Annotated in this window: 19 protein-coding genes and 2 riboswitches; of the genes, 3 read left to right on the top strand and 16 right to left on the bottom strand. The window is 44.5% G+C overall.

Going from position 1 to position 20,755, the window contains the following annotated elements; translation table 11 throughout:
* Window positions 1–17: 17 nt before the first annotated feature.
* The 6 genes from M1J35_RS08855 to M1J35_RS08830 all read right to left on the bottom strand — a co-directional run bounded on the left by M1J35_RS08855 (window position 18) and on the right by M1J35_RS08830 (window position 5,757).
* Window positions 18–1,112: a threonine aldolase family protein gene (locus tag M1J35_RS08855; protein WP_254653451.1), complete on the bottom strand. Its 1,095-nt coding sequence runs from the start codon at window positions 1,110–1,112 to the stop codon at window positions 18–20.
* Window positions 1,113–1,126: 14 nt separating this feature from the next.
* Entirely contained in the window at window positions 1,127–2,089 is a 963-nt protein-coding gene (locus M1J35_RS08850) for an alpha/beta hydrolase (protein ID WP_254653450.1), read from the bottom strand.
* Between the two features lie 137 nt (window positions 2,090–2,226).
* Complete coding sequence (locus M1J35_RS08845) at window positions 2,227–3,615, bottom strand: bifunctional metallophosphatase/5'-nucleotidase (protein ID WP_254653449.1); 1,389 nt, start codon at window positions 3,613–3,615, stop codon at window positions 2,227–2,229.
* A 129-nt stretch (window positions 3,616–3,744) separates the two neighbouring features.
* Entirely contained in the window at window positions 3,745–4,359 is a 615-nt protein-coding gene (locus tag M1J35_RS08840) for a class F sortase (protein ID WP_254653448.1), read from the bottom strand.
* Window positions 4,359–5,150 (bottom strand): DUF4397 domain-containing protein, encoded by a 792-nt coding sequence (locus tag M1J35_RS08835; RefSeq protein ID WP_254653447.1) that lies wholly within the window; start codon window positions 5,148–5,150, stop codon window positions 4,359–4,361. The genes M1J35_RS08840 and M1J35_RS08835 overlap by 1 nt, the downstream gene beginning before the upstream one ends.
* 136 nt (window positions 5,151–5,286) lie before the next feature.
* Complete coding sequence (locus M1J35_RS08830) at window positions 5,287–5,757, bottom strand: DinB family protein (protein WP_254653446.1); 471 nt, start codon at window positions 5,755–5,757, stop codon at window positions 5,287–5,289.
* 100 nt (window positions 5,758–5,857) lie between these two features.
* Window positions 5,858–5,959: riboswitch (purine riboswitch) on the top strand.
* A 78-nt stretch (window positions 5,960–6,037) separates the two neighbouring features.
* On the opposite strand from M1J35_RS08830, the gene ade reads away from it, so the two are divergent.
* Entirely contained in the window at window positions 6,038–7,783 is a 1,746-nt protein-coding gene (gene ade, locus M1J35_RS08825) for an adenine deaminase (protein WP_254653445.1), read from the top strand.
* Window positions 7,784–7,949: 166 nt separating this feature from the next.
* Here the strand turns inward: ade and M1J35_RS08820 are convergent, their stop codons facing one another.
* Entirely contained in the window at window positions 7,950–9,464 is a 1,515-nt protein-coding gene (locus tag M1J35_RS08820; RefSeq protein ID WP_254653444.1) for a flotillin family protein, read from the bottom strand.
* 233 nt (window positions 9,465–9,697) lie between these two features.
* A riboswitch (cobalamin riboswitch) is annotated at window positions 9,698–9,889 on the top strand.
* A gap of 152 nt (window positions 9,890–10,041) precedes the next feature.
* Here M1J35_RS08820 and M1J35_RS08815 point away from each other — a divergent pair.
* Window positions 10,042–10,515 carry an acyl-CoA thioesterase gene (locus tag M1J35_RS08815; protein ID WP_254653443.1) on the top strand — a complete coding sequence of 158 codons (474 nt, stop codon included), beginning with the start codon at window positions 10,042–10,044 and terminating at the stop codon, window positions 10,513–10,515.
* Between the two features lie 56 nt (window positions 10,516–10,571).
* Here M1J35_RS08815 and M1J35_RS08810 read toward each other — a convergent pair whose 3' ends face one another.
* From M1J35_RS08810 to M1J35_RS08770, 9 genes are all read right to left on the bottom strand, one after another.
* Window positions 10,572–11,933: an SLC13 family permease gene (locus tag M1J35_RS08810; protein ID WP_254653442.1), complete on the bottom strand. Its 1,362-nt coding sequence runs from the start codon at window positions 11,931–11,933 to the stop codon at window positions 10,572–10,574.
* A 210-nt stretch (window positions 11,934–12,143) separates the two neighbouring features.
* Window positions 12,144–13,658, bottom strand: a complete 1,515-nt coding sequence (locus M1J35_RS08805) for a tripartite tricarboxylate transporter permease (protein ID WP_254653441.1) — start codon at window positions 13,656–13,658, stop codon at window positions 12,144–12,146.
* 12 nt (window positions 13,659–13,670) lie between these two features.
* Window positions 13,671–14,117 carry a tripartite tricarboxylate transporter TctB family protein gene (locus M1J35_RS08800; protein ID WP_254653440.1) on the bottom strand — a complete coding sequence of 149 codons (447 nt, stop codon included), beginning with the start codon at window positions 14,115–14,117 and terminating at the stop codon, window positions 13,671–13,673.
* 69 nt (window positions 14,118–14,186) lie between these two features.
* Window positions 14,187–15,164 carry a tripartite tricarboxylate transporter substrate binding protein gene (locus M1J35_RS08795; RefSeq protein ID WP_254653439.1) on the bottom strand — a complete coding sequence of 326 codons (978 nt, stop codon included), beginning with the start codon at window positions 15,162–15,164 and terminating at the stop codon, window positions 14,187–14,189.
* A gap of 253 nt (window positions 15,165–15,417) precedes the next feature.
* Window positions 15,418–16,113, bottom strand: a complete 696-nt coding sequence (locus tag M1J35_RS08790) for a response regulator (RefSeq protein WP_254653438.1) — start codon at window positions 16,111–16,113, stop codon at window positions 15,418–15,420.
* Window positions 16,114–16,115: 2 nt separating this feature from the next.
* Entirely contained in the window at window positions 16,116–17,720 is a 1,605-nt protein-coding gene (locus M1J35_RS08785) for a sensor histidine kinase (protein ID WP_254653437.1), read from the bottom strand.
* A gap of 174 nt (window positions 17,721–17,894) precedes the next feature.
* A complete protein-coding gene (locus M1J35_RS08780) occupies window positions 17,895–18,149 on the bottom strand; it encodes a hypothetical protein (protein WP_224520693.1) in 255 nt (84 codons plus the stop codon).
* A gap of 21 nt (window positions 18,150–18,170) precedes the next feature.
* Entirely contained in the window at window positions 18,171–19,175 is a 1,005-nt protein-coding gene (locus M1J35_RS08775; RefSeq protein ID WP_254653436.1) for a hypothetical protein, read from the bottom strand.
* On the bottom strand, window positions 19,168–20,055 hold the full coding sequence (locus M1J35_RS08770) for an ABC transporter permease subunit (protein ID WP_254653435.1): 888 nt from the start codon (window positions 20,053–20,055) through the stop codon (window positions 19,168–19,170). Before M1J35_RS08770 ends, M1J35_RS08775 begins: the two co-directional genes overlap by 8 nt.
* Window positions 20,056–20,169: 114 nt before the next feature.
* Between M1J35_RS08770 and M1J35_RS08765 the strand changes: the two genes are divergently transcribed.
* Window positions 20,170–20,733, top strand: a complete 564-nt coding sequence (locus M1J35_RS08765) for a hypothetical protein (RefSeq protein WP_224520696.1) — start codon at window positions 20,170–20,172, stop codon at window positions 20,731–20,733.
* Window positions 20,734–20,755 lie beyond the last annotated feature (22 nt).

Here is a 20,755-nt window from a genome sequence, read left to right as displayed (position 1 = left end):
CCGATACCACTTTTTTGTCATTTTTGCTCTTGTTTTAGTTTTTCGTTCAGGAGGGTGAACATTTTTTCGAGGTTTTCTTTGGGTACGGTTTTGTATTGGTCCCCGATGCTTGCTTCAAATACACATTCATTTTTGCTTACTTCTTTCACGTAGCCGGTTAAGCCGATCCCCGTTTCTTCATACACTTCGATCAGAATGGCTTCGATCTGCTTTTGAGGGTAGTGGAAGAAGACGTGAAACATATTCGAAACAGGCGTTTCAGGCAGGGTCCTGATCCCCTTACAACCATTCAAATAAGCAGCCAGTTCCTTCGCTCCTTCATAATACTGATCCATCTTATCGACACGTTGATCGAAATAGTAGTCTGCGCTGATGATGTATGGATAAAGACTGATCAGATCACCGCCATGGCGCCTTTTCCACACCTTGGATTCGTCAGTGAATTCCTCGTCGCCTGCAAGGATCGCTCCTGCAATACCTCCGAATCCCTTATAGAAAGAAATATAGACACTATCAAATAACTCACAGATTTCTGCAGCACTCTTCCCGTAAAAAGGGAGCACTTCATAGAGTCGTGCCCCGTCCAAATGAAGCTTGATCCCTTTACCCCGGCAATATTGAGAAATGGCAACAAGGGTTTCATACTCAGGCAGCTGTCCTCCTATTTCCCGTTGAGGCAGCTCCAATAATAAGCATGCAATCTCTTCTTTCAAACCAACAACATCTTCAAGAGTAATCAATGAGTCCTTATCCGCCAATAAAATAGGCTCGATCCCGTGTAATTTCTTCAATCCATCCTCCTCATGTATTTCCAGGTGGCATAATGGATGGTACGCCACTCTCTGCACCCCTTTTTGATCACACCAAATGCGGAGGGCGATCTGCTGGGCCATCGTCCCGCTCGGAAAGAAGACGGCCTGTTCTTTCCCCAGGCTCTCCGCCATCTTTTGTTGAAAGTCTTCTATGATTTTTCCTGATCCATATATATCGCTGTCCAAATCACCATCGAAACCCTCAAGTGCCTCCCTCAGGACATGAAGATCCCTTTTCCCATGGCCCTGTAAAGGATGTTTAGCATTTTTATACGCTTCATATAACGTTTTTTCCCCCATCAAGATTCCCCCTTCTATGATTTCATCGCCTCGGCAATGAATCCCTTGATCCGTTTCTTGTATTCTTCTTCTTGTACCGTGAACCCTTCTGTATGTCCTGCCCCTGGTACGATCCATAATTCTTTCAGACCCTTCGCAGCCTTATACAATCGATTGGCCATCTCCGTCGGGACCAGTTCATCCTGATCGCCGTGAATGATGAAGAGGGGCAAATGGTTCTTCTTCACCTGTTCCAATGCCGATGCTTCCTTGAATGAATATCCTGCTCTCACTTTTGTCACCACACCCGTGATGTTCATAATCGGAAACGCAGGTAACCGATAAAGATATTTCAACTGATGGGCAAGCTCCTCGTCCACTGAAGTATATCCACTGTCTGCAATGATTCCCTTTACCTCATCAGGAAGGTCTTCCCCACTCGTCATCAACACGGTCGCAGCTCCCATTGAAAAGCCATGGAGAAAGATGGTGTCCTGCCCTTTTTCATTGATCAGCAAATCAATCCACCTTTTCACATCCAGTCGATCGTCCCAGCCGTATCCGATATAGTCCCCTTCACTCTTTCCATGCCCCCGTGCGTCAGGCTTCAGGATATTGTATCCCTCTTCATAATAGAATCTGGTGATCTCCGGCATTTGCTCACTGTTTCCTTTATATCCATGAGCAAGGATCACCGTTTTCCCATTTGGCGACTCGTTCTCGAGGTATTGGGCTCTAAGGGTCAACCCATCCTCCGATTCAACCTCAACCGTTTGAAAATCCCGTTTACTTGTCCAGTTTCTTAATTCTTCCAACCTCTCCTGTTCTTCCTCCAATGCACTGACTGCCTCGACCGCTTCTTCCGTCCCGCCGTAAAGCTCTACTGCTTCATTGCTGCGGTTGATGGCTACATCGTAAAAGTAGTTGCCGGCAACAGTCAGACCAATGAGTAGAAACAACATCAAACTGCTGACAATCCACAGAATTTTCTTTTTCATGGCACGTTCTCCTTCATACAAGTAGTTATCTCTATTTTACTTGAAGGCTGCCTAAGTTTCACAGAAAAAAGATCTGCTTACATGTTTCTTCACTGAAAAAAAAAACGCCCAGGTTCACTGAGCGTCTCTGTTGAAGCCTAAGCCATGACATTACTGCCTTCACTCCACCTGTTCATCTGCGCTTTTTCAATGAACCCTGCTCGTTCAGCGTATATCCGGATCACATCACGAATTTCTTCAGGCAAGTATTTTTCATTTCGGCCGTGACCGAGGGATTCATAACCGGACCCCCGCTGTAAATAATCAGAAGAGGCAACGGAATACCATTTCTCATCCTCCAAGGGCGTACCGCCGATGAGGATTTCAGAGATTCGCCGTCCTTCTTGAATAATTTCTGCACCGGACACATGAAGTCTGCCGACGAATTTCCCCCTGAACCCCGGACCTCTTCCATCAGCCAAGCAGACCTGGGCATCCATAGAATCCTCGATCGCCTTCCGGATATGCTTTCCCTGGATTTCGAAGGAGGTCGGATTCAATGGGGATGGACAAATCTCGATGAGTTTCTTATGACTGATATTTTGAAATGCCCCGGCGTTCACAATACCACTATTGATTAATCCGAAATCGCATTTCAGCATGTCCTGCAGACCGTCGGCAATCAAATTCGTCATCGGATTCTCTTCCATCACATCATGCCAAAGGGGCCGGTCGAGTGTGTAAAGCGGCCTGCTTAACACCTCGATCGCTTTTTCTTTATTTCTTTTCATAATATCGATTACCTCATGATCAGGTGGATAGGGCTGAGTCGAGATCGTTTCACCGCGTATCAGTTCAACTCCCTCATTTGTTACATCCACTTCGATCAGACCCACATATTCCCCATAGCAGCCCGCACTGTTCAACACAGTACCATTCACACTCTTTGCCCGCGCATAAAGCTGATGATCATGAGCTGACAGAATCATATCCACTTCATCCAGCTCATTCGCAAGTTCCTCGTCAATTTCTGTACCCACATGATTCAGGAGAATACAGACGTCATATGTTCCACGGTGACGAACGAGTTCCTCCTTGATGGCTTTTTTATAATCCGTAATATATACCCCGAGACCCTCATTGAAACCCTGCAAGTCAGGGGATGCACCCGTTATGAAAATTCGGAGGCCGTTTTTCTCTAGAATGACGCTTGACTTCACTCCGCTGATGGGTGCTTTGTCTTTTCTGTACAGATTGTTGCTGATAAAAGGGATCGGACTACTACCCGCCATATGTTCAAGGGTATCGAAGCCGTTGAACATCTCATTGTTCCCGATGGTCAATGCATCATAGCCGACACTTCTAAGCAGTTCAATTGCAGCCATCCCCTTTGTTCCCTGAAGCTCGATGCTTTTGAAATCGGCAAAATCTCCCCCGTCCAGCACAATCGTATTTTCATCTTTATATTCTTTGATCAGTGTCGCTGCTCTCGCGAATGCCTCAAAGTGGCTGTGTACATCATTTGTATGTAATATTTTCAGTTTCATTTTTACCCCCACCAATGTTTGTCAGAAAACTCTCTCTATTTAATAGTATAGGAATTTATGATTGTGTAAAGGCTTTTTATGGAAAAAAAGAGAACTTATCTTCCATGCAATGGGAGGTAAGCTCTACACTTAAGATTCTTCAGTTTGATCATCTACCAGCTCTGTATAGACAACAAGTCGTTCAACGTAGTTATGAATGTCATGATCGAAATAACCTGTGCATGTGATCAGATTCAGCATCCTTTTCTCACTCGGTCCAAAAATCTTTCGAAGCGGTGCATCATCTTTATCATAGGCGACCTTTTCCTTCACCACGAATGTAAGGGTTTCTCCAGATTCCCCCTGAAGATGGATCTTATCACCGGGCTCAAGCGTCTTCAGCTCAAAAAAAACAGCCGTCTTTTTCTCATCATCTACATGTCCTGCAAGAACGGCATTCCCTTTTTCGCCCGGTTGAAAGCCAGGTTCAAACCACGCTACATCCTTTCCGTTCTTCGGAAGCTCCATATTCCCGTTCTTATCAAGCCCAAACTCCTTAATCGGCGCCTCAAGTCCTAGCTTAGGGATCGACAGGACAGATGGTTTGATCTTGTTCTCTTCTTCTACTGCTTCAGGCGTTTTGGCTTGAACAGGTTGTTCAACGGTGGATGATTGAACAACGGTATCCGGAACGGTTTTAGGCTCTTCGGCAGCACATGCCGCCAGAAGAGCCAAAAGGGGAATAGTCAGTAATTGTTTTTTCATTATTTTTGCAGTTGTCTGCGTGTGACAAATAGTAGAGCCGCTCCACCTAATACAACTGTTGCAAGGACAATTGGAAGATTGGAAGATTGTTCAGTCGCTGCTCCGCCCATCCCTGTTTCAGGCATGCTTCCAGGCATCATCGTATAATCCTTCAATACAAGCACTTCTAATTGATCGGCCGTATTAATGGCAAATACGCTGTATACCGTGTTTTCTTCAAGCATCGTACCGGATAGATCCAACACTTGATCTCCTTCAGGTGTTCTGATTTCTAAATCATACGTTCCCGGATCTAATTCCTTGTAATCTGTGATTGCTTTGAATTCTGCCCCGCTGAAAAGTGCATCTCCACCTACAGGACCTACATCAACGGTCGGTGCATCAGGAGATAGATGTCCAACACGTACCTTGGTCATCCCTTCCGTCACGTCCATGGAATCTTGTGCCACGACTAATTCCAGGTTTTCCAATGTGTTAGCAGCCGCTACAGTGTATGCCATACCCGCTTCGACCGTAAGATCTTGAGAAATGACCGGATCTTCGCTTCCCATGGTCCCTGCAGCATAAATTTCAACTTTATGGTCTCCGGCAGGAAGATTCATATAATCCGTCGCTGCTTTAAATTCCGCACCTTCCACCACGGCATTTCCGTCAACATATACATCGACAGCCGGGGCATCCGGAGAAGCATGTACGATACGAACCATCGCATCATTTTCTGCTGCAAACGCACCTCCTGCCAGTGATAGGAAAAGCATTGCCGTTACAAAAATCGTAAAAATCTTTTTCATTTCATCCACTCCTTTTGTTTTGTACAAGTTTTGTATTTTACTTGTACATTAAATGTATAATCATATGAAAAAGATTTCAACTTTGAACTGCACTACTCAGCACATTCACTCTTCCACTTTATAAATAGGCGGTTCCTCATTCAAACATAGGTACCCGGGGATCCTTGTCATAGCAATGGACAAGCATGCTATGAAGCTGTCCACGATGGTGATAAAGATGAGCTACGACCTCCACCAGCCATTCGAATCTTGTATATGTCACTCCCCAATAGGCCGTGGTCTCTTCCACCAGCATATCTTCAGTCCAAGCCGCCACCTGTTTATTCAGATAGTGAAAATTCTGCCGTAGTTCCACTCTCATGTCATCGAGGGTATGGATAGATTTACTCCTATAAAAAGAGTCCATTTCTTCTCGGCTGGCTTCCCCGGCGATGAGGTCATCCGCCATGCAGATGAGAGAAATATGCGAAAGCAGCTCCCCTATGGAATGCTTGGAAGGAGTCGATCTCATGTTGAGGTCTTCCTCTTTAAGGCCGTCCATGATTTTTATGATTGACTCTACGGCTACTTCGATTTGATGCAGGGTGCTTCGACAATATACATTCATATTCATTCTCCTTATGACCTTTTACCTCTCATTATACAAGGAGATACCCATTGACACATTCCATTCGGTGCATATAGAATGTGAAATAATCATTTTTCATAAATAAATATATTCGCATACTCGTATAATATTGGAAATATGGTCCAAAAGTTTCTACCAAACTACCGTAAATGGTTTGACTACGAGAGAGAGCAGCGACAGCAGTCCCTGCTCTTCTCTCTCTTTAAGTCAAACCCAGGATGAATCCCGGGGTTTTTCTATTCGATAAGGAGAGGATCACATGAGTACACAAAAAGAATCACTAAAGAAACGGATTGCAGCGGCCAATAAAGATATCCCTGCTGACGTGGTCATAAAAAACGCGAAAATCATCGATGTCTTCAACCTGGAAATCACGGACGGGGATGTCGCAATAACTGACGGGATTTTTTTCGGCATCGGGACATTCGAAGGAAAACAAGTGATTGATGCTAAGGGGAAATATATGAGCCCCTCCTTTATCGATGCACATGTCCATATCGAATCCTCCATGGTCACCCCTTCTGAGTTCGCTAAAGTCGTTCTCCCACACGGCGTCACGACCGTCATCACTGATCCACATGAAATAGCCAATGTATCCGGTGAAGACGGCATCCGGTTCATGCTGGACGATTCGGAACACATTCCATTAGACGTCTTCACCATGCTTCCATCCTGTGTCCCTGCCACACCTTTTGAACATTCAGGGGCCACTTTGACAGCACATGAATTGACCCCTTTTTATCAGCATGAACGTGTCCTCGGACTGGCAGAAGTGATGGATTACCCATCTCTGCAAAAACGGGAAGACTCGATTGTGGACAAAATGATCGCCACCGCTTCATTCACACACAATATGGACGGCCATCTGGCCGGACTTGATACGAATGCCATCAATGTATATAAATCAGCAGGCATCCGGACCGATCATGAGTGTACCTCCGTTCAAGAAGCAAAGGAACGCTTGCGGAGAGGGATGTACCTTTTGATTCGGGAAGGGAGTGTCGCAAAGGACCTCTTGTCCCTCATCGGTGTCGTCAATGATAGAAATGCACGCCGATGCCTCTTTTGTACAGATGATAAACATCTGGATGACTTAATCGAAGAAGGCAGTATCGATCATAATATCCGGTTAGCCATCGGGGAAGGCCTCGATCCACTATTGGCGATTGCCATGGCATCCCTGCATGCCGCCGAATGTTACGGCCTACATCAAAAAGGAGCCGTTGCACCGGGCTACGAAGCGGATTTTGTCCTGCTTGAAAACCTTGAAACAGTGACCATATCTGATGTGTTCAAAGCTGGAAAAGCAGTTGCTAAAGATGGGAAGTACATTGGAAATACAATGGTCAAAACGGTTTCTGACCCATCCCTGACGTCAACCGTCCATATTCCTGATATCACTGAAGAAAATCTGAAAATCAAAATCGGAGCTGCTAAAAAAGCCAATATCATTGAAATTAATCCCAATCAGCTTCGAACCAATAAAAAAATCGAAACGGTACAAGTAGAAAACGGGAGCTTCAAAGCCTCCCCCATACATGATCACCTTAAAATCGTCGTCGTGGAAAGACATAATCACACAGGCAACATTGGATTAGGCATCGTCAAGGGCTTCGGACTGAAGGATGGAGCCATCGCCACCACCATCGCCCATGATTCCCATAACATTGTGGCAACGGGGACCAATGACGGGGATATCCTGATGGCTGTGAAGGCACTGGAAAAAATGAACGGCGGCCTTGTCATGGTGAAGGACGGACGGACCATTGCCTCCCTTCCTTTAGCCATAGCAGGTTTAATGTTTGAAGGGGACTATGAAGACGTTGCAAGGGGAATTCATCAGTTGAAGGATACCTTCGTTGAAATGGGATTCTCCGGGGACTTTAATCCGTTCTTAACCCTCTCTTTCCTCACTCTGCCTGTGATCCCGGAATTGAAGCTGACGGATTTAGGATTGTTCGATGTGGGGGATTGCCGGCATATCGAGGTGAGTGTGGAAGGATGATACGTGGAGTTGGACGGTTTGGTTGTTTTTTGTTTGACTGTTGAATTCGGTGATGAGTTTGTCTGTTGAATATCCCGCAGTTTTCAGCAGCTGACATCCACTTCCAACACTAAAAGGTGCCAGGCACAGAATCTTCATTCCGTGCCTGGCACCTTTTTAAAATATCTTATTTACTTCCCTTCCCCGCTTCTTCAAACTCTTTTTCTTCCACTTCGTTTGAAGCTGCTGCTTCCTTGTCTCCTGACTCGGAAATGGCAGGCTGGTAATGCGTCGGTTGAGTCCTGTTTGCATACGACTTCAGTAATTCCCCAACATCGATGCCTGTCATTTCACGCAATGGCTCCTGCATGTCAAGCATCGTTCTTGTGATGCTTTTACCAAAGGAAGGAACTCCTTGACCATTACCTGAATCGATGATCTTGACTGAATCGATATTGTTCAGAGGCTGAGCGATCTTCTCTGCGAATATCGGCAGCATTTCAATGAGTTTCTCGGTGATGATGACATCTCCGTGTTTCTCCATGGCCTCAGCCAGGAGTTTACGGGATTCAGCTTCTGCTTTACCGCGTTCACGGATGACATCGGCTTCGGCCGACCCTTCTTCCCTGCGGATCTTCGCTTTTGCTTCCCCGTCGATTTCCGATTTTCGTGCTTCCGCTTCCGCCTTACGAGTCGTTTCGTAATAATCTGCATCTGCTTTCGTTTTACGGACTTTCGATTCTTCCGCCTCAAGCTTAACTGCGCGCTCACGTTCAAGGAATTGAAGGGTCAGCTCTTCTTCTTTTACTTCCTTGGCAAGTTTCGCTTTTTCAAGCTCATAGGACTGTTCGGACTTCGCTCTTGCGCGTTCGGTTTCTTCTTTGAAAGCAGCATCTTTGATGTCTTTTTCCTTTTTCGATTCTGCAATCGTGATTTGGCGTTTGTATTCTTCTTCTTTCGCTTCCTGGTCGGTTTGGGCACGGTGGATACGCGTTTCACGTTCTGTGTTCGCCTCAGCGATTTCAGCTTGTTTCCTCACCTCAGCGATACGCGGACGACCAAGATTTTCTAAGTATCCATTTTGTTCGTCAGCATCCCTTATGTCCGTCAAACCGAGTGACGTGATTTTGAAGCCCATCAGATCAAGCTGTTTCTGGGCGATTTCCGACACATCGGCATTGAATTTTTCACGGTTGCTGTTTATGTCTTCCACGGTCATTTTTGAAAGAATCGCGCGGAGGTTACTTCCCAGCACCTCGATGATTTCATCTTCAATTTCTTTTTGATCCTTACCGAGGAACTGCTCGGCGTAGTTTGCGATCCCGTTCAAGGTATCGGCAACCTTCACCATGGCCACGGCATCGGCCACGATCGGCACTCCTCCATTTGTGTACACTCTTGGTGTCGATAGTTTCAATTGGAATGATGTAAGGTTAACAGGAGTGGACGTCTGGAAACGTCTTAATCTGTATCCCCCCCCACGGATGATTTTCATGGAACGGCCTTCCTGGTCGGTGAAAATATTCGATTCCTTCTCAGGATCCCCCAGTTTCGGTCCGGTAATGATCAGTGCCTGGTTCGATTTCGCCGTACGATAGCGGAACCTCATCCAGAAGTAATAGGCGATCCCCACAATTGCTGCAATAACCAGAACAGGAATCAGGAAAACGAAAAATCCAATCACACTCAATGATCCTAGCATTCTGACAACCCCTCTCGACAATTTGTTTAAACCAGCATGCTGTCTGATTTAATTTTAAATAAAAGTGCTAGCTACACTACTATATACGGATCTGAATACGAAAAAGTTTCAATAAATTAGGCGAATCTCCTATTTTTATATAAATGGAGATCTATTTCTTCCCTTTTATCTTCTTTTCACAATAAATAATCATCAGGAAATGATCGTCTATGATAAAATAAAACCGTTCAACAATTTAATCATTGCTCATTGGTGGAAATGATTTCAGGTCATTTCCTTAAAAGGGAAGTTGGTGAAAATCCAACGCGGTCCCGCCACTGTAAAGCTGAGATTTCATATGTATCCACTGTTTCACTTTGAAATGGGAAGGAATTTGAAATCGGAGACGCTGAGCCAGGAGACCTGCCAATTGAGAAGAACACGAAAGTCCTACGGGAGATAGGAGGGTGTTGCGCAAATGAAACGTCACAAAGGAAATCATAGGTTCCTGGACGCTCGCTTGGAGTAACCGCATCTTCTTTTACAAAAAGGAAGATGCTTTTTTATTTCGTCAAAAAGGAAGCAGGGAGATGAAAATATGGAACAAGCTTTTTCAGTTGAGCGTTCACGAACCGTACAGACAAGATTGGTACTGCCCCCGGATACCAATCATATGCAAACCATCTTTGGAGGGAAAGTTCTATCATATATTGATGAAATCGCTGCACTGTCAGCCATGAAGCATTCGAGTTCTGTGGTGGTAACGGCTTCGATCGATTCGGTCGATTTCCTGTCATCCGCAACTGTCGGGGATGCACTCAGCCTAGAGGCGATTGTAACTTCCACGGGAAGGACTTCGATGGAGGTGTACGTAAAAGTTTTCTCTTCGAATCTATTGACAGGTATCAAAACCTTGACGACGGAATCATTCCTTACCATGGTTGCGGTGGATGAAAACGGTAAGCCGAAACCGGTGCCGAAAGTGATACCGGAAACAGAAGAGGAGAAGAGATTGTTCAAATCAGCTGTTCTGAGGAAGGAACATCGAAAAAACCGGGCATTGATAAAATAAGTTTTTGGGTATGAACAGCACGCTGTTCATACCCTTTTTCAACAATAAGTAGTGTCTTACCAGTAAAAGAAAACCGAGCAGATGATGACGGCGATCCAGGCTGCGGATGACCAAATTCCTGCCCGCATTAAATCCTTGTCGGTAAAATAACCGTACGAGTAGCTGATGAGATGAACCGGGGACTGGGTGACGAGAAAAAAGCCCGGGACACATGCCATAAACATCGGCATGGCAATTTGCATAGGTGATAAACCCGGGATGGTATGTCCGATCGTGATGCTGAGGGGGAGCATGATGGTCAAAAACCCCAGGATATTGACGAATACGATCCGAATGATACTGGTACATAAAATGAGGAGTAGGATAATCACCCAGGGTTGGCGGCCTGTAAGCAAAGCGTTCAATTCTTCAGCCATCCATTCAATCGTGCCTGTCTCGACCAACATCCCAGATACCATTAGAGTTGAGGCAAAAAAGAGCATCAGATCCCAATCAATTGATTCGCTCGCCTCATCCCATCTCCATACTCCTGCGACAGGGATGACGGTCATACATGCGCCCAGAAGGCCGATCTGAGGAATGGAATATCCATGCAGAGGCTGTGAAATCCACAGGATCAACGTTCCCACGATTATACTCATGATTTTTTTTTCGTTCATGCTCACCGGCCCAAGCTCACCGATTCTTTTTTCGATCAATGCCAATAACAGCTTTCGGTCAATCTTCTCAGGGGGAAAGATCATTAAGAATATTCCCCACAATATCACGATAAAAAGCAGCACCGGTATTCCAAAAATCAGGAACCATCTTATATAATTCAGATCGCTTGAAACGTCGCTCAGGATCCCGAAAGCGTAAATAGTGGAACTGGCCCCAGTCGCGACAAACGCCCCTGAAATGGCAGCAAGATAGGCAACCCCTATAAACAGCGACTTGCCCAGATAATGGACATCCGCTATTTTTCGCAGACTTTTCATCAGGCTGTCGAGTACCGATGATAACAGGCTGCCCTTCCCTACATTCGACGGTATCAGGACAGACAGGACAGTCATGAGCAGAAACGAAATGAAAATCAACGCTTTCCCCGACCCTCCAGAGAGCTTTAACGTATAAAGCGATACCCTGCTTGCCAGACCTGTTTTAATGAATGCAGCTGAGATAATGAATGTAGAAAACAAGAGCCAAACGATACCCGAACTGAAATAACTCAATGTCTGTTCATAACTGAAAAAATGAAACGAAATCAGCAGAATGAGTAGCAGCGAGCTGAATGCAAGTGGAAAGACTTTGCCTATCCAGAGGATCTGAATGATGATGAGTGCAGCGATAGCCTTCCATGTTTCATCCCACTCAAAAAATGGGAGAAAGAATAAGGCATATAATAGAAACGTGATAACCAGTAACAGTTGTTTTTTCATGACGATTACTCCCATCTTTCAATCAAAGGAAAAAGCCACCGGCGATGGGGTGACTTTTCCTTTTCATCAATAACTGTCAGTGAATGATCGTTGAATCCTGCTTATTACCTAGGGCATATCGGGCAGCTGAAGAACCGGCTGTTTCCCATAAACAGTCCCCGACATCAATCCTGACCCTTCAGAATAATTGTGATAAAATATCCCTCTTCCTTACATGTCTTTTGAAATAGGGTCGACAGGATTCTTCTCTTTCTTTTTAAATGCTTTGATCAGCAATGGATAAAACAGTGATAACAGCGTCAATATAGCCAGGGCGATGGCAATCGGTGTATCAAAGAAGATACCGAGGCTGCCATTTGACGAAAGAACGGCCATCCTGAAGTTCTGCTCCATATCTGCTCCGACGATCAATGCCAGAACAAGCGGGGCAATCGGAAAATCCATGACTTTCAGAAATAAACCGAATACTCCAAAAATTAATAACAGGAAGAAATCCACTGCACTGTAACTGAGCGTGTAGGTTCCGATAAATGCAAGAATCACAATGACCGGATACAACACTTTTGCAGGCGTATCCAGTATTTTCACTAACAGACCGACAAGCAGAATATTAATAATAACAAGGGCTATATTCCCGATAAACATACTATTGATCAGCGTCCATACCGTATTGGGATCATTCTCAAACAAAAGCGGTCCAGGTTTCATCCCAAGCATTACCAGGGCTCCAAGCATGACAGCAGTTGTCCCCGAACCTGGGATACCCATCGTCAACAGCGGGATCATCGCCCCGACAGAGGCTGCATTATTAGCAGATTCAGGTGCTGCAAGCCCTTCTACTGCACCCTTCCCGAATTCTTCAGGATGTTTGGAAATTTGCTTCTCTGTTGAGTAGCTGATCATGGATGCGATCGATCCCCCGGCTCCCGGAAGGACACCAACCACAAATCCAAGTGGTCCGCTTCTTAAAATCGGCCATAATGAGCGTTTCCACTGCTTTTTCGTAAACCAGATCTTACCGACTTTCTTTTTCTCTTTTTTCTCCTGATCGATCGTCAAATAATTGTAAAGGACTTCCCCGACTGCATATACACCGATGATCACGATTAGAAAATCGATTCCTTCACTTAAATGCGAGCTTCCGAAGGTGAATCGATAGACGCCGCTCTGAGTATCAATGCCCACCGTACTGAGCATCAGCCCAAGGAACATCGCGATGAAGCCCTTCACCATTTTCCCTACCGATAAAGCAACAATCGCCGAAAGAGTCAGCAGCATTAATAAAAAGTATTCAGCAGGACCGAATTTCAGGGCAAAGCTTGCAAGCGGCTCGGCAAGGAAGATAAATCCGATGACGGCCATCATCCCGCCGATGAAAGACGCGACTGCCGATATGGCCATGGCCTGTCCTGCCTCACCCTTCTGAGCCATCGGATACCCGTCGAATGTGGCAGCAATGGCTGAACCGTCACCTGGTGTATTTAATAGAATCGAACTCCTCGACCCACCATACATCGCCCCGTAATAGATGGCAGCCATCAGTATGATGGCACTGACGGGCTCCATGCCAAATGTAATCGGGATTAAGACGGCCACGGCTGTTGCCGGTCCCAGTCCGGGGAGCATGCCGACGATCGTCCCAAGAAATCCTCCGATGACAACCCACATTATATTTATTGGTTCCAATGCAGTCGTTAATCCCTGCATAAAGTTGCTAAAATCCATCTAGTGCACCTCCTATGGAAGACTGACTCCTAATAAAATGCTGAATGCATACCATGATAGAAAAGAAAAACTGATCGCCACCAACACGTTGACGACAATTTTTTTTCCGTTGACCGTAAATAATAAAGCGCCCAAAAATAATATAGTAGAAAATAAGAATCCAATCCGTTCAAATATGAACGCATAAACAGCTCCGTATAAAACAGTCAGGGCAATCAATTTCGGTGTTCTCCCTTTTAGCATGAGCTTTATTTCTTCATTATGGATATGCAGGCTCTTCCACTCCTGAAATAAGTAAACCGCACTGAATACCAGCATGAATACACTTAAACCGACAGGAAAATAGAGCGGACCGTTTGGATTCCCGAGATTTGCCTTGGGCAAATTGATGGATGCTATTAAAAAAAAGAAGCTTAAAAGAATTAAAAAAATCGGCATCCCGAGTTTGATTGCTCTCATGCACTTCAACCTCCTTTAAGAGAGTAGACCGGTGGGCGACACTCATTCGTCTCCCAACCGTCACTTACTTTACTTTTTCAACCCGGAGTTCTCCACTAGATCGGAATATAATTTTTCCTGTTCCTTCATGAATTCCTTTGTTTCCTTGCTGTCCTTATAAAAATCATCCCAGTCATTGTTTTCAAGCATCTTCTTCCATTCATCCGTTTTGACCATTTCGCCGATTTTTTCATCCCAATAGGCGATTTCATCTTCTGTCATATCCCCAGGACCCATGATGCCTCTCCAGTGAGGGAACACCATGTCCACTCCTTCTTCCGTCCAGGTTGGAACGTCATCCAGCCCTTCAAGCCTTTTTTCAGAGGATACCGCAAGAATTTTAAGCTTCCCTGCCAAGTGTTGCTCTTTCACTTCTGAAAGGGAAGTCGTTACTGCATCCACATGTCCCCCGAGCAGTGCCGTCACGACGTCGCCGCCGCCTTCATAGACAAGAAAGTCAAGATTAGTAGGATCGATCCCCTTCTCACTTGCGGCCTGTACAATCGACAGGTGGTCATCGTTCCCAAGTCCAGGACCGACCCCTATTTTAATTGATTTAGGGTCTTTCTTCATTTGTTCCAGCAATTCATTTGCCGTTTCATACTTTGAATCCACAGGGACTGTAAGAGCTTGCCACTCTGTTGCCAGTGTCGCAATCGGCGTAAATTGTTCGTAGGATAGATCGCTTTGTCCCAATAATTTATTTGTCAGTACCAGACTTGAATTGATTGCAAGATGATGGGCATCCTTCTTCTCAAGATACTTCCATCCCGCTTCTCCGCCTCCGCCCGGTTTGTTGATGACATTGATGTTTTTATCCACAATGTCGTTGTCACGCAAAACCTTCTGGACAGAACGAGCTGTTAAATCCCAGCCTCCGCCCGGAGAAGCCGGTGCAATGATTTCAATATTCTTTGACGGAAATTCCTTATCTCCCGAAGCAGAGCTGGAACAAGCTGTCATTAACGTCATTACACAAATAATCAATACGAAGCCAAACCTTTTCATTTTTTCTGCACCCCTTTTATCTTGTTTGTACTCACCAGAAACATCCCCTGTTAAAACGGTGAAATACGTTAATTTAATCCTAGTTGCCGAATGAGTTTATGTAAACGTTTCCAAAATATTATGTTTTAAAAAACTTGTGGGGATTTTGTTCATTTTGTTCACCGGTTTCTGGCCTTCTGCAAATAAAGAAGTCTGCCACATCGATTTAAGTGATCACTTAAATCGATGTGGCAGACACAATCTCTCTCGGAAACTATTTCACTGCATTCTCACTTCCAATTCGGTATCTTCTTTCGGGACGTCCGACGATCCCATAGACATGCTCGACAGTGGCATCTTTTATCCCCACCAGATATTCGAGATATCTCCGTGCGGTTGTCCGGGATGCCCCCATCTTTTCGCCGACTCTTTCTGAGGTGATCCCTTCTTTTTCCTCTTGCAGGATGGATGTCACTTTATGAAGAGTCAAATAATCGATGCCCGGCGGAAGATCGTATCTTTTTTCGGCAGGTTTCTTTTTTTCCTTCCCAAAGAATTGGTCCAAGATTTGCTGATTGACCTCTTCAGCAGAATCAAGCATCACTTTTTTCTGGAGATAAGACGTGATGGCTTCTTGGAATTTCTCCAGTGTCACCGGTTTGATCAAATAATGTTCGACACCGTACCGGAGTGCCTTTTCTAAAAAAGCCTTATCTTTCGCAGCTGTGATCATGATGACATCAACGGAAGGATAATCAGAGCGGATTTTATGCAGTAATTCAGTACCAAGCTGATCAGGCATATATACATCAAGTAGAAGCAAATCAACATATTGTTCATCAAGAATCGTCAATGTTTCCTTAGCATTCATCGCTTTACCGACTAATGTCAGCTGCTCATTCTTCGCCAGAAATTCTTCATGTATTTGTGCAATGCGAAAATCATCTTCGGCAATGACCACTTTAATCATACCTATTCCCCTTTTGTGTGTGATTTCGGCAGGATGACAGTGAAAACCGTCCCTTTATCCTTTTTGGAATCCCATTCGATTGTACCCCCGAGCAGGGACAGTTCTTCCTGGACGTTTGCAAGTCCATACCCCCGGTGGTCACCCTTGGATGAGACTCCTTTCTGAAGAATACGTCCCTCTTCTTCTTCAGATATCCCTTTTCCGTTATCAGCGATTTCAAAGATGATATCGTTGCCAATGTCGGTAACGAAAAAAGAAACGACTTTGATCTTTTGGTTTTGGTCCATCACCGCTTCGAATGCATTATCAATCAGATTCCCTAATATAACGATAAGGGGTGAAAGACCGATGAATACAGGAAGCGGGGAAAGCGAACTTTCACTGTCGATTTGGAAATCTATTTTCTTTTCTGATGCCTTTGCAATCTTCCCTAATAGAATGGCCTGAACTTTCTCATCCAGGATACTCTGAAAGAATATGGTCGAATGATACTCCTGCAGATCCGATTCCTCGGTGAGGAATGTGATGGCTTCTTCATATTTATGGAGCTGAAGCAACCCGAGAAGTACATGCAGTTTGTTTTTAAATTCGTGCGTTTGTGCCCGTAAGTCCTGAGAATATTGCTGAACTTCCGAAAGGGCATCCACCATTTGTTTAATTTCTGTCCGGTCCCTAAAGCTGAACACAGTTCCTGCCTTCTGATTATTTTCGATGATAGGCTGGGCATTGACGATCATCGTCTTTTCTTTATATTGAAGTTCGATGTTGGAAATATGCAAAGAAGAAGCCAGCATGTCGGGCATCGTTTGAGAAGAAATGACTTCTGTAACGAATTTACCCTCAACATTTTGCTTAATATCAAGTAACTCACGGGCAGATTGATTCATCATCGTAATCACACCTTGTGTGTCGATGGCTAAAATCCCTTCCTTTACAGATTGCAGAACCGCATTTCTTTCTCTGAAGAGTGCACTGATCTGATACGGTTCCAGACCGAGTGTATCCCTTCTGATACTCCTGGCCAAAAACAGACTGCCGAACACCCCGAGGATCAGGACACCCCCTGAAAGAGCAAGCATTGTGCGGATTTCATAGGCAATCTTATTCCGAATGGTTTTCATATCAAACTCCACCGTTACGGTGCCTTCGACTTTTTTGTAGTTGTCATACCGGATCATGACCGGGACAATCCCCTTTAACACTTCTTCGTCGCCATCCCCGGTATGAATCAGATTATTACTTCCGAATACCAGTGCACGATAACGGTCTTCTGGATCCCCATCCCCAATCGCTTGTCCGACAAAACTGAATATCTGTCCGTCCCTGTTTTCAATCAGGACAGCAGAAGCATCCACCTGGTCACGGATTTGTTCCGTGACCACACTTAGATCTTCAACTGGCTCTTCATTCTTAAAAGAATCCTGAATCACCGGCATATACGAAAGTGTCTTGGCTGTTTGCATCGCCAGATCTTCTGCCTGAGCAACGTCTTCCTGTGATTCCCTGTATGCAAACATCCATGTAAGCAGCCCGATCACGATCAGCAGAAGCGAAATGACCAAGCCCAATATTTTGATCTGAAGCGGCACCTTAAGAAGTCTATTCATCCAAATACCCCTGATTATACTGAATTTTCTATTATATTAATATATCATACTCATTACTTGATAAGGAACTTATAAAAAGTCTTCCTTTACAAAAGAAAAGAACACAGAAAGAACTGTGCCTTGATACTGTAAAAAAAGAACACTCAGAAATCATTGAAGATTTCTGAGTGTTTTCTATATCAGGTACGGAATGACCATGTATAAAAGAGAAGAGACAGCCATCAGACTAAATCCCATTGTATAGTAGGGACGGCTTTCTTTCATTGAAATGTATACATTGATGATCATAGTGGCCAGGAAAATTAGCGGAAACCATAAGGAACGATCTGGGTCCGGTTCAAACCCAGCGTAAACGGTAACCACTCCACCAAATAATAAGAATAGGATAGATACAACCAAAAAAATCTTTCCACCTTGTTTTTCCTTCATCCTAATTCAACCTACTTCCTCCTACTGTTTCAAAGTGAAAAGGTCCTTCGATACAGCTACTGTTCTTTCATGATGTTTTTCTTCCGCCTTTTTCTTCACCTTCCCACCTTCCCCTTCAATCAAGGACCTCCTAAGGATCGAACTAATCCAGTTCACACACAAGATCAAGATGGCGAATAGCGTCAGTGGGACGACGACAAGCATCGGGCGCAGGAAGATCTGCTGGATGTTGATGGCGATCGTCGCTGCCCATTCGTTTGTTTCGGAAAAGTAAACCGGGATGCTTTCCATGATGCCAAAGTTGGCGATCTTAAGGCCACCAAGACACATATGAAGAATTCCGAGCTGTATGAGCAGAGCAAGGGTCTGGGAAACCTGCTCTGAAAATAACACGATTGAGTGTCTTCTGAACTGTGGAAGCAGGTGCTGCTTGATCAGATGGAATCTTCCTGCCCCCATCGTTCGTGATACCTGTATGAATTCGCTCTTCATAAAGAGCTTCATCTCTTCTCCTAAATAGATTCCGAGAGACGGGATCGTCACAGCGGCAATCGCAACCACCTGAATGACGAAGTACCGGTTGGACGGCAGGACCTCGGAATGAAAGGCTCCTTCGAGGGGAACGAGTAACGCAAATACGATAATGGCGAGAGGAATATATTGGAACGACTCTCCCAGCCCTTTAATAAACCTTCCCAGAAATGCAGGAAGGAAGGTATACAGTACAGCAAAGAAAAACCCTAAAACCATACGTAATAAGGCGATGGCTAGAGAAGCAAAAATGGTATATTTCGCTCCGACTAATAAGAGCAACAGAAAGTTCCTCCCCAGTTTATCACTCCCTAAAGGAGGCATTTCACTCGGGGTGAACGGCGGTGCTGCTATCACTCTCCCATTCTCATCCGAGAGATAGTCCACAACCTCATCATAACCGGGATTCAGTACGGGTACCAGGAAGCTGACAGCAATAAAGGCTATCAGGATCAGGAACGGAAATGCCAATCGTTTGGCCATCCAGCTATTCACTATTCTGTTCCCCTCCTTTCAACCATTTTGATAGAATGTTAGAACCTATCGTAAAGACGATAAAGAACGGGACAAAAATGAGAAGCATCCCAAGGAAGAATGCAGCCGGTGAACTGGTCGCCGTTCGCAGCAGCACCTGCATGAATCCATTGATGTTAAATAGAAGTTCAATGATTAATAGGTTTGAAAGCATCAGTAGAAAGATCGGCTTCAGATGAAAGAAGAAGTGTACCCATACATTCCGGAACAGATGATGCCAAACCGTATAGGCCCTCCTGAATCCTTTTGAATACGAAAACTCCACATAGGGTTTATTTTCTTCTTCTTTTAACTGAAACAAAAACTGTTTTAATAAGAACACGGCCGGAATCACCGACAAGCAAAGAATAGGTAAAAAGTAGATCCGCTCTTCACCCAGGGCATAAATATCGAACACCAACAGATTCGTCTTTTTGAATAACCAGATGATAAAAAGTTGAAATAGAACGACAATGAACACATCCGGCAAAGCATCCAGTCCATTGATAATCTTAGTAGAGAAACGATATGCTTTCCGGGGTAATAACATGAGAGAATAGCTGAATAGCACTGACAGGCAGACCGCTAAGAAGAACGAACTGAAAAGAATCAAAAACGAGTAAAAATACGTCTTGGAAAAGACTTCAGTGATGCTGTATTGCTTATTTCCCTCTCCCCAATAAATGTAGATCGATGAGGGATGCATGATGTCAATCCAGGTCTGTTGCAGTCTGTGCCCATATGCTGCCAGGTTAATCAAAAGCTCTGTATCATATGCGAGTAGCGAACCGATCCCGCTAAGTAAATATAAACCCAACACGACAACCAAAAAATGAAAGGGAATCTCAAACACCCTTTTCATAACATCCCTCCATACAACTTCCAAATTGATACATTTTTTCTATATTTATGTTACAATACTGTAATATAATTGTAAACACAATTCTGAAAATGAAGAGATGAAGGGGACTCCAATATGAAGGGAAAATGGGTACTACTGAGTCTTGCAATGCTGGTCTTACTTAGTCTATTATCTGGTTGCCGAATTAGTTTCACTGCCGCCAAGGAAAATCAGCCCCACAAACCTCAAAATATTATGATGGATGCATCCGTCTCGTTTAAACCACATCAGATCATTATAAGAGGTGACACCGACCTGCCGCAGGGCTCTGTTTTGTATATTATGCTCAAACCCTATGACGAAACTGTGTCACTTGAAGAAATCCAGACCTATCAGGTTGAACCTGAAGATATCGCCCTTGCTTCAACTGCGAAAGTGGGTAAGGAAGGATCGATTGAATTAACCGTTTTGAAATGGCCCGATCCCAATAAAAGGTACCGCCTGGATCTTATGTTCATTCCGGATAACCAGCCTGAGGACATCAAGCTCGGAGAAAACCTAATAACCAATGAAGACTATATAGAAATCTCTGAAAATGGAAAAACACTTACCGGACTTCTATTGTACGTCAATGTTTTAAAGGAAGACGAAGTGATTGGAGGTACGATGGATTTCATTCCGAAACATAGCACACCATAAAAAAGCTTGAGGAACGGTTTCC

The organism is Rossellomorea sp. KS-H15a, assembly GCF_024195245.1.
Classification (GTDB): Bacteria; Bacillota; Bacilli; order Bacillales; family Bacillaceae_B; genus Rossellomorea; species Rossellomorea vietnamensis.
This window is presented reverse-complemented; position numbering and strand designations above follow the sequence as displayed.

Bases quoted from the DNA above. Each gene is read 5' to 3' on its own strand.
- M1J35_RS08855 (WP_254653451.1), bottom strand. From the start codon at position 1,112: ATGGGGGAAAAAACGTTATATGAAGCGTATAAAAATGCTAAACATCCT.
- M1J35_RS08850 (WP_254653450.1), bottom strand. From the start codon at position 2,089: ATGAAAAAGAAAATTCTGTGGATTGTCAGCAGTTTGATGTTGTTTCTA.
- M1J35_RS08845 (WP_254653449.1), bottom strand. From the start codon at position 3,615: ATGAAACTGAAAATATTACATACAAATGATGTACACAGCCACTTTGAG.
- M1J35_RS08840 (WP_254653448.1), bottom strand. From the start codon at position 4,359: ATGAAAAAACAATTACTGACTATTCCCCTTTTGGCTCTTCTGGCGGCA.
- M1J35_RS08835 (WP_254653447.1), bottom strand. From the start codon at position 5,150: ATGAAAAAGATTTTTACGATTTTTGTAACGGCAATGCTTTTCCTATCA.
- M1J35_RS08830 (WP_254653446.1), bottom strand. From the start codon at position 5,757: ATGAATGTATATTGTCGAAGCACCCTGCATCAAATCGAAGTAGCCGTA.
- ade (WP_254653445.1), top strand. From the start codon at position 6,038: ATGAGTACACAAAAAGAATCACTAAAGAAACGGATTGCAGCGGCCAAT.
- M1J35_RS08820 (WP_254653444.1), bottom strand. From the start codon at position 9,464: ATGCTAGGATCATTGAGTGTGATTGGATTTTTCGTTTTCCTGATTCCT.
- M1J35_RS08815 (WP_254653443.1), top strand. From the start codon at position 10,042: ATGGAACAAGCTTTTTCAGTTGAGCGTTCACGAACCGTACAGACAAGA.
- M1J35_RS08810 (WP_254653442.1), bottom strand. From the start codon at position 11,933: ATGAAAAAACAACTGTTACTGGTTATCACGTTTCTATTATATGCCTTA.
- M1J35_RS08805 (WP_254653441.1), bottom strand. From the start codon at position 13,658: ATGGATTTTAGCAACTTTATGCAGGGATTAACGACTGCATTGGAACCA.
- M1J35_RS08800 (WP_254653440.1), bottom strand. From the start codon at position 14,117: ATGAGAGCAATCAAACTCGGGATGCCGATTTTTTTAATTCTTTTAAGC.
- M1J35_RS08795 (WP_254653439.1), bottom strand. From the start codon at position 15,164: ATGAAAAGGTTTGGCTTCGTATTGATTATTTGTGTAATGACGTTAATG.
- M1J35_RS08790 (WP_254653438.1), bottom strand. From the start codon at position 16,113: ATGATTAAAGTGGTCATTGCCGAAGATGATTTTCGCATTGCACAAATA.
- M1J35_RS08785 (WP_254653437.1), bottom strand. From the start codon at position 17,720: ATGAATAGACTTCTTAAGGTGCCGCTTCAGATCAAAATATTGGGCTTG.
- M1J35_RS08780 (WP_224520693.1), bottom strand. From the start codon at position 18,149: ATGAAGGAAAAACAAGGTGGAAAGATTTTTTTGGTTGTATCTATCCTA.
- M1J35_RS08770 (WP_254653435.1), bottom strand. From the start codon at position 20,055: ATGAAAAGGGTGTTTGAGATTCCCTTTCATTTTTTGGTTGTCGTGTTG.
- M1J35_RS08765 (WP_224520696.1), top strand. From the start codon at position 20,170: ATGAAGGGAAAATGGGTACTACTGAGTCTTGCAATGCTGGTCTTACTT.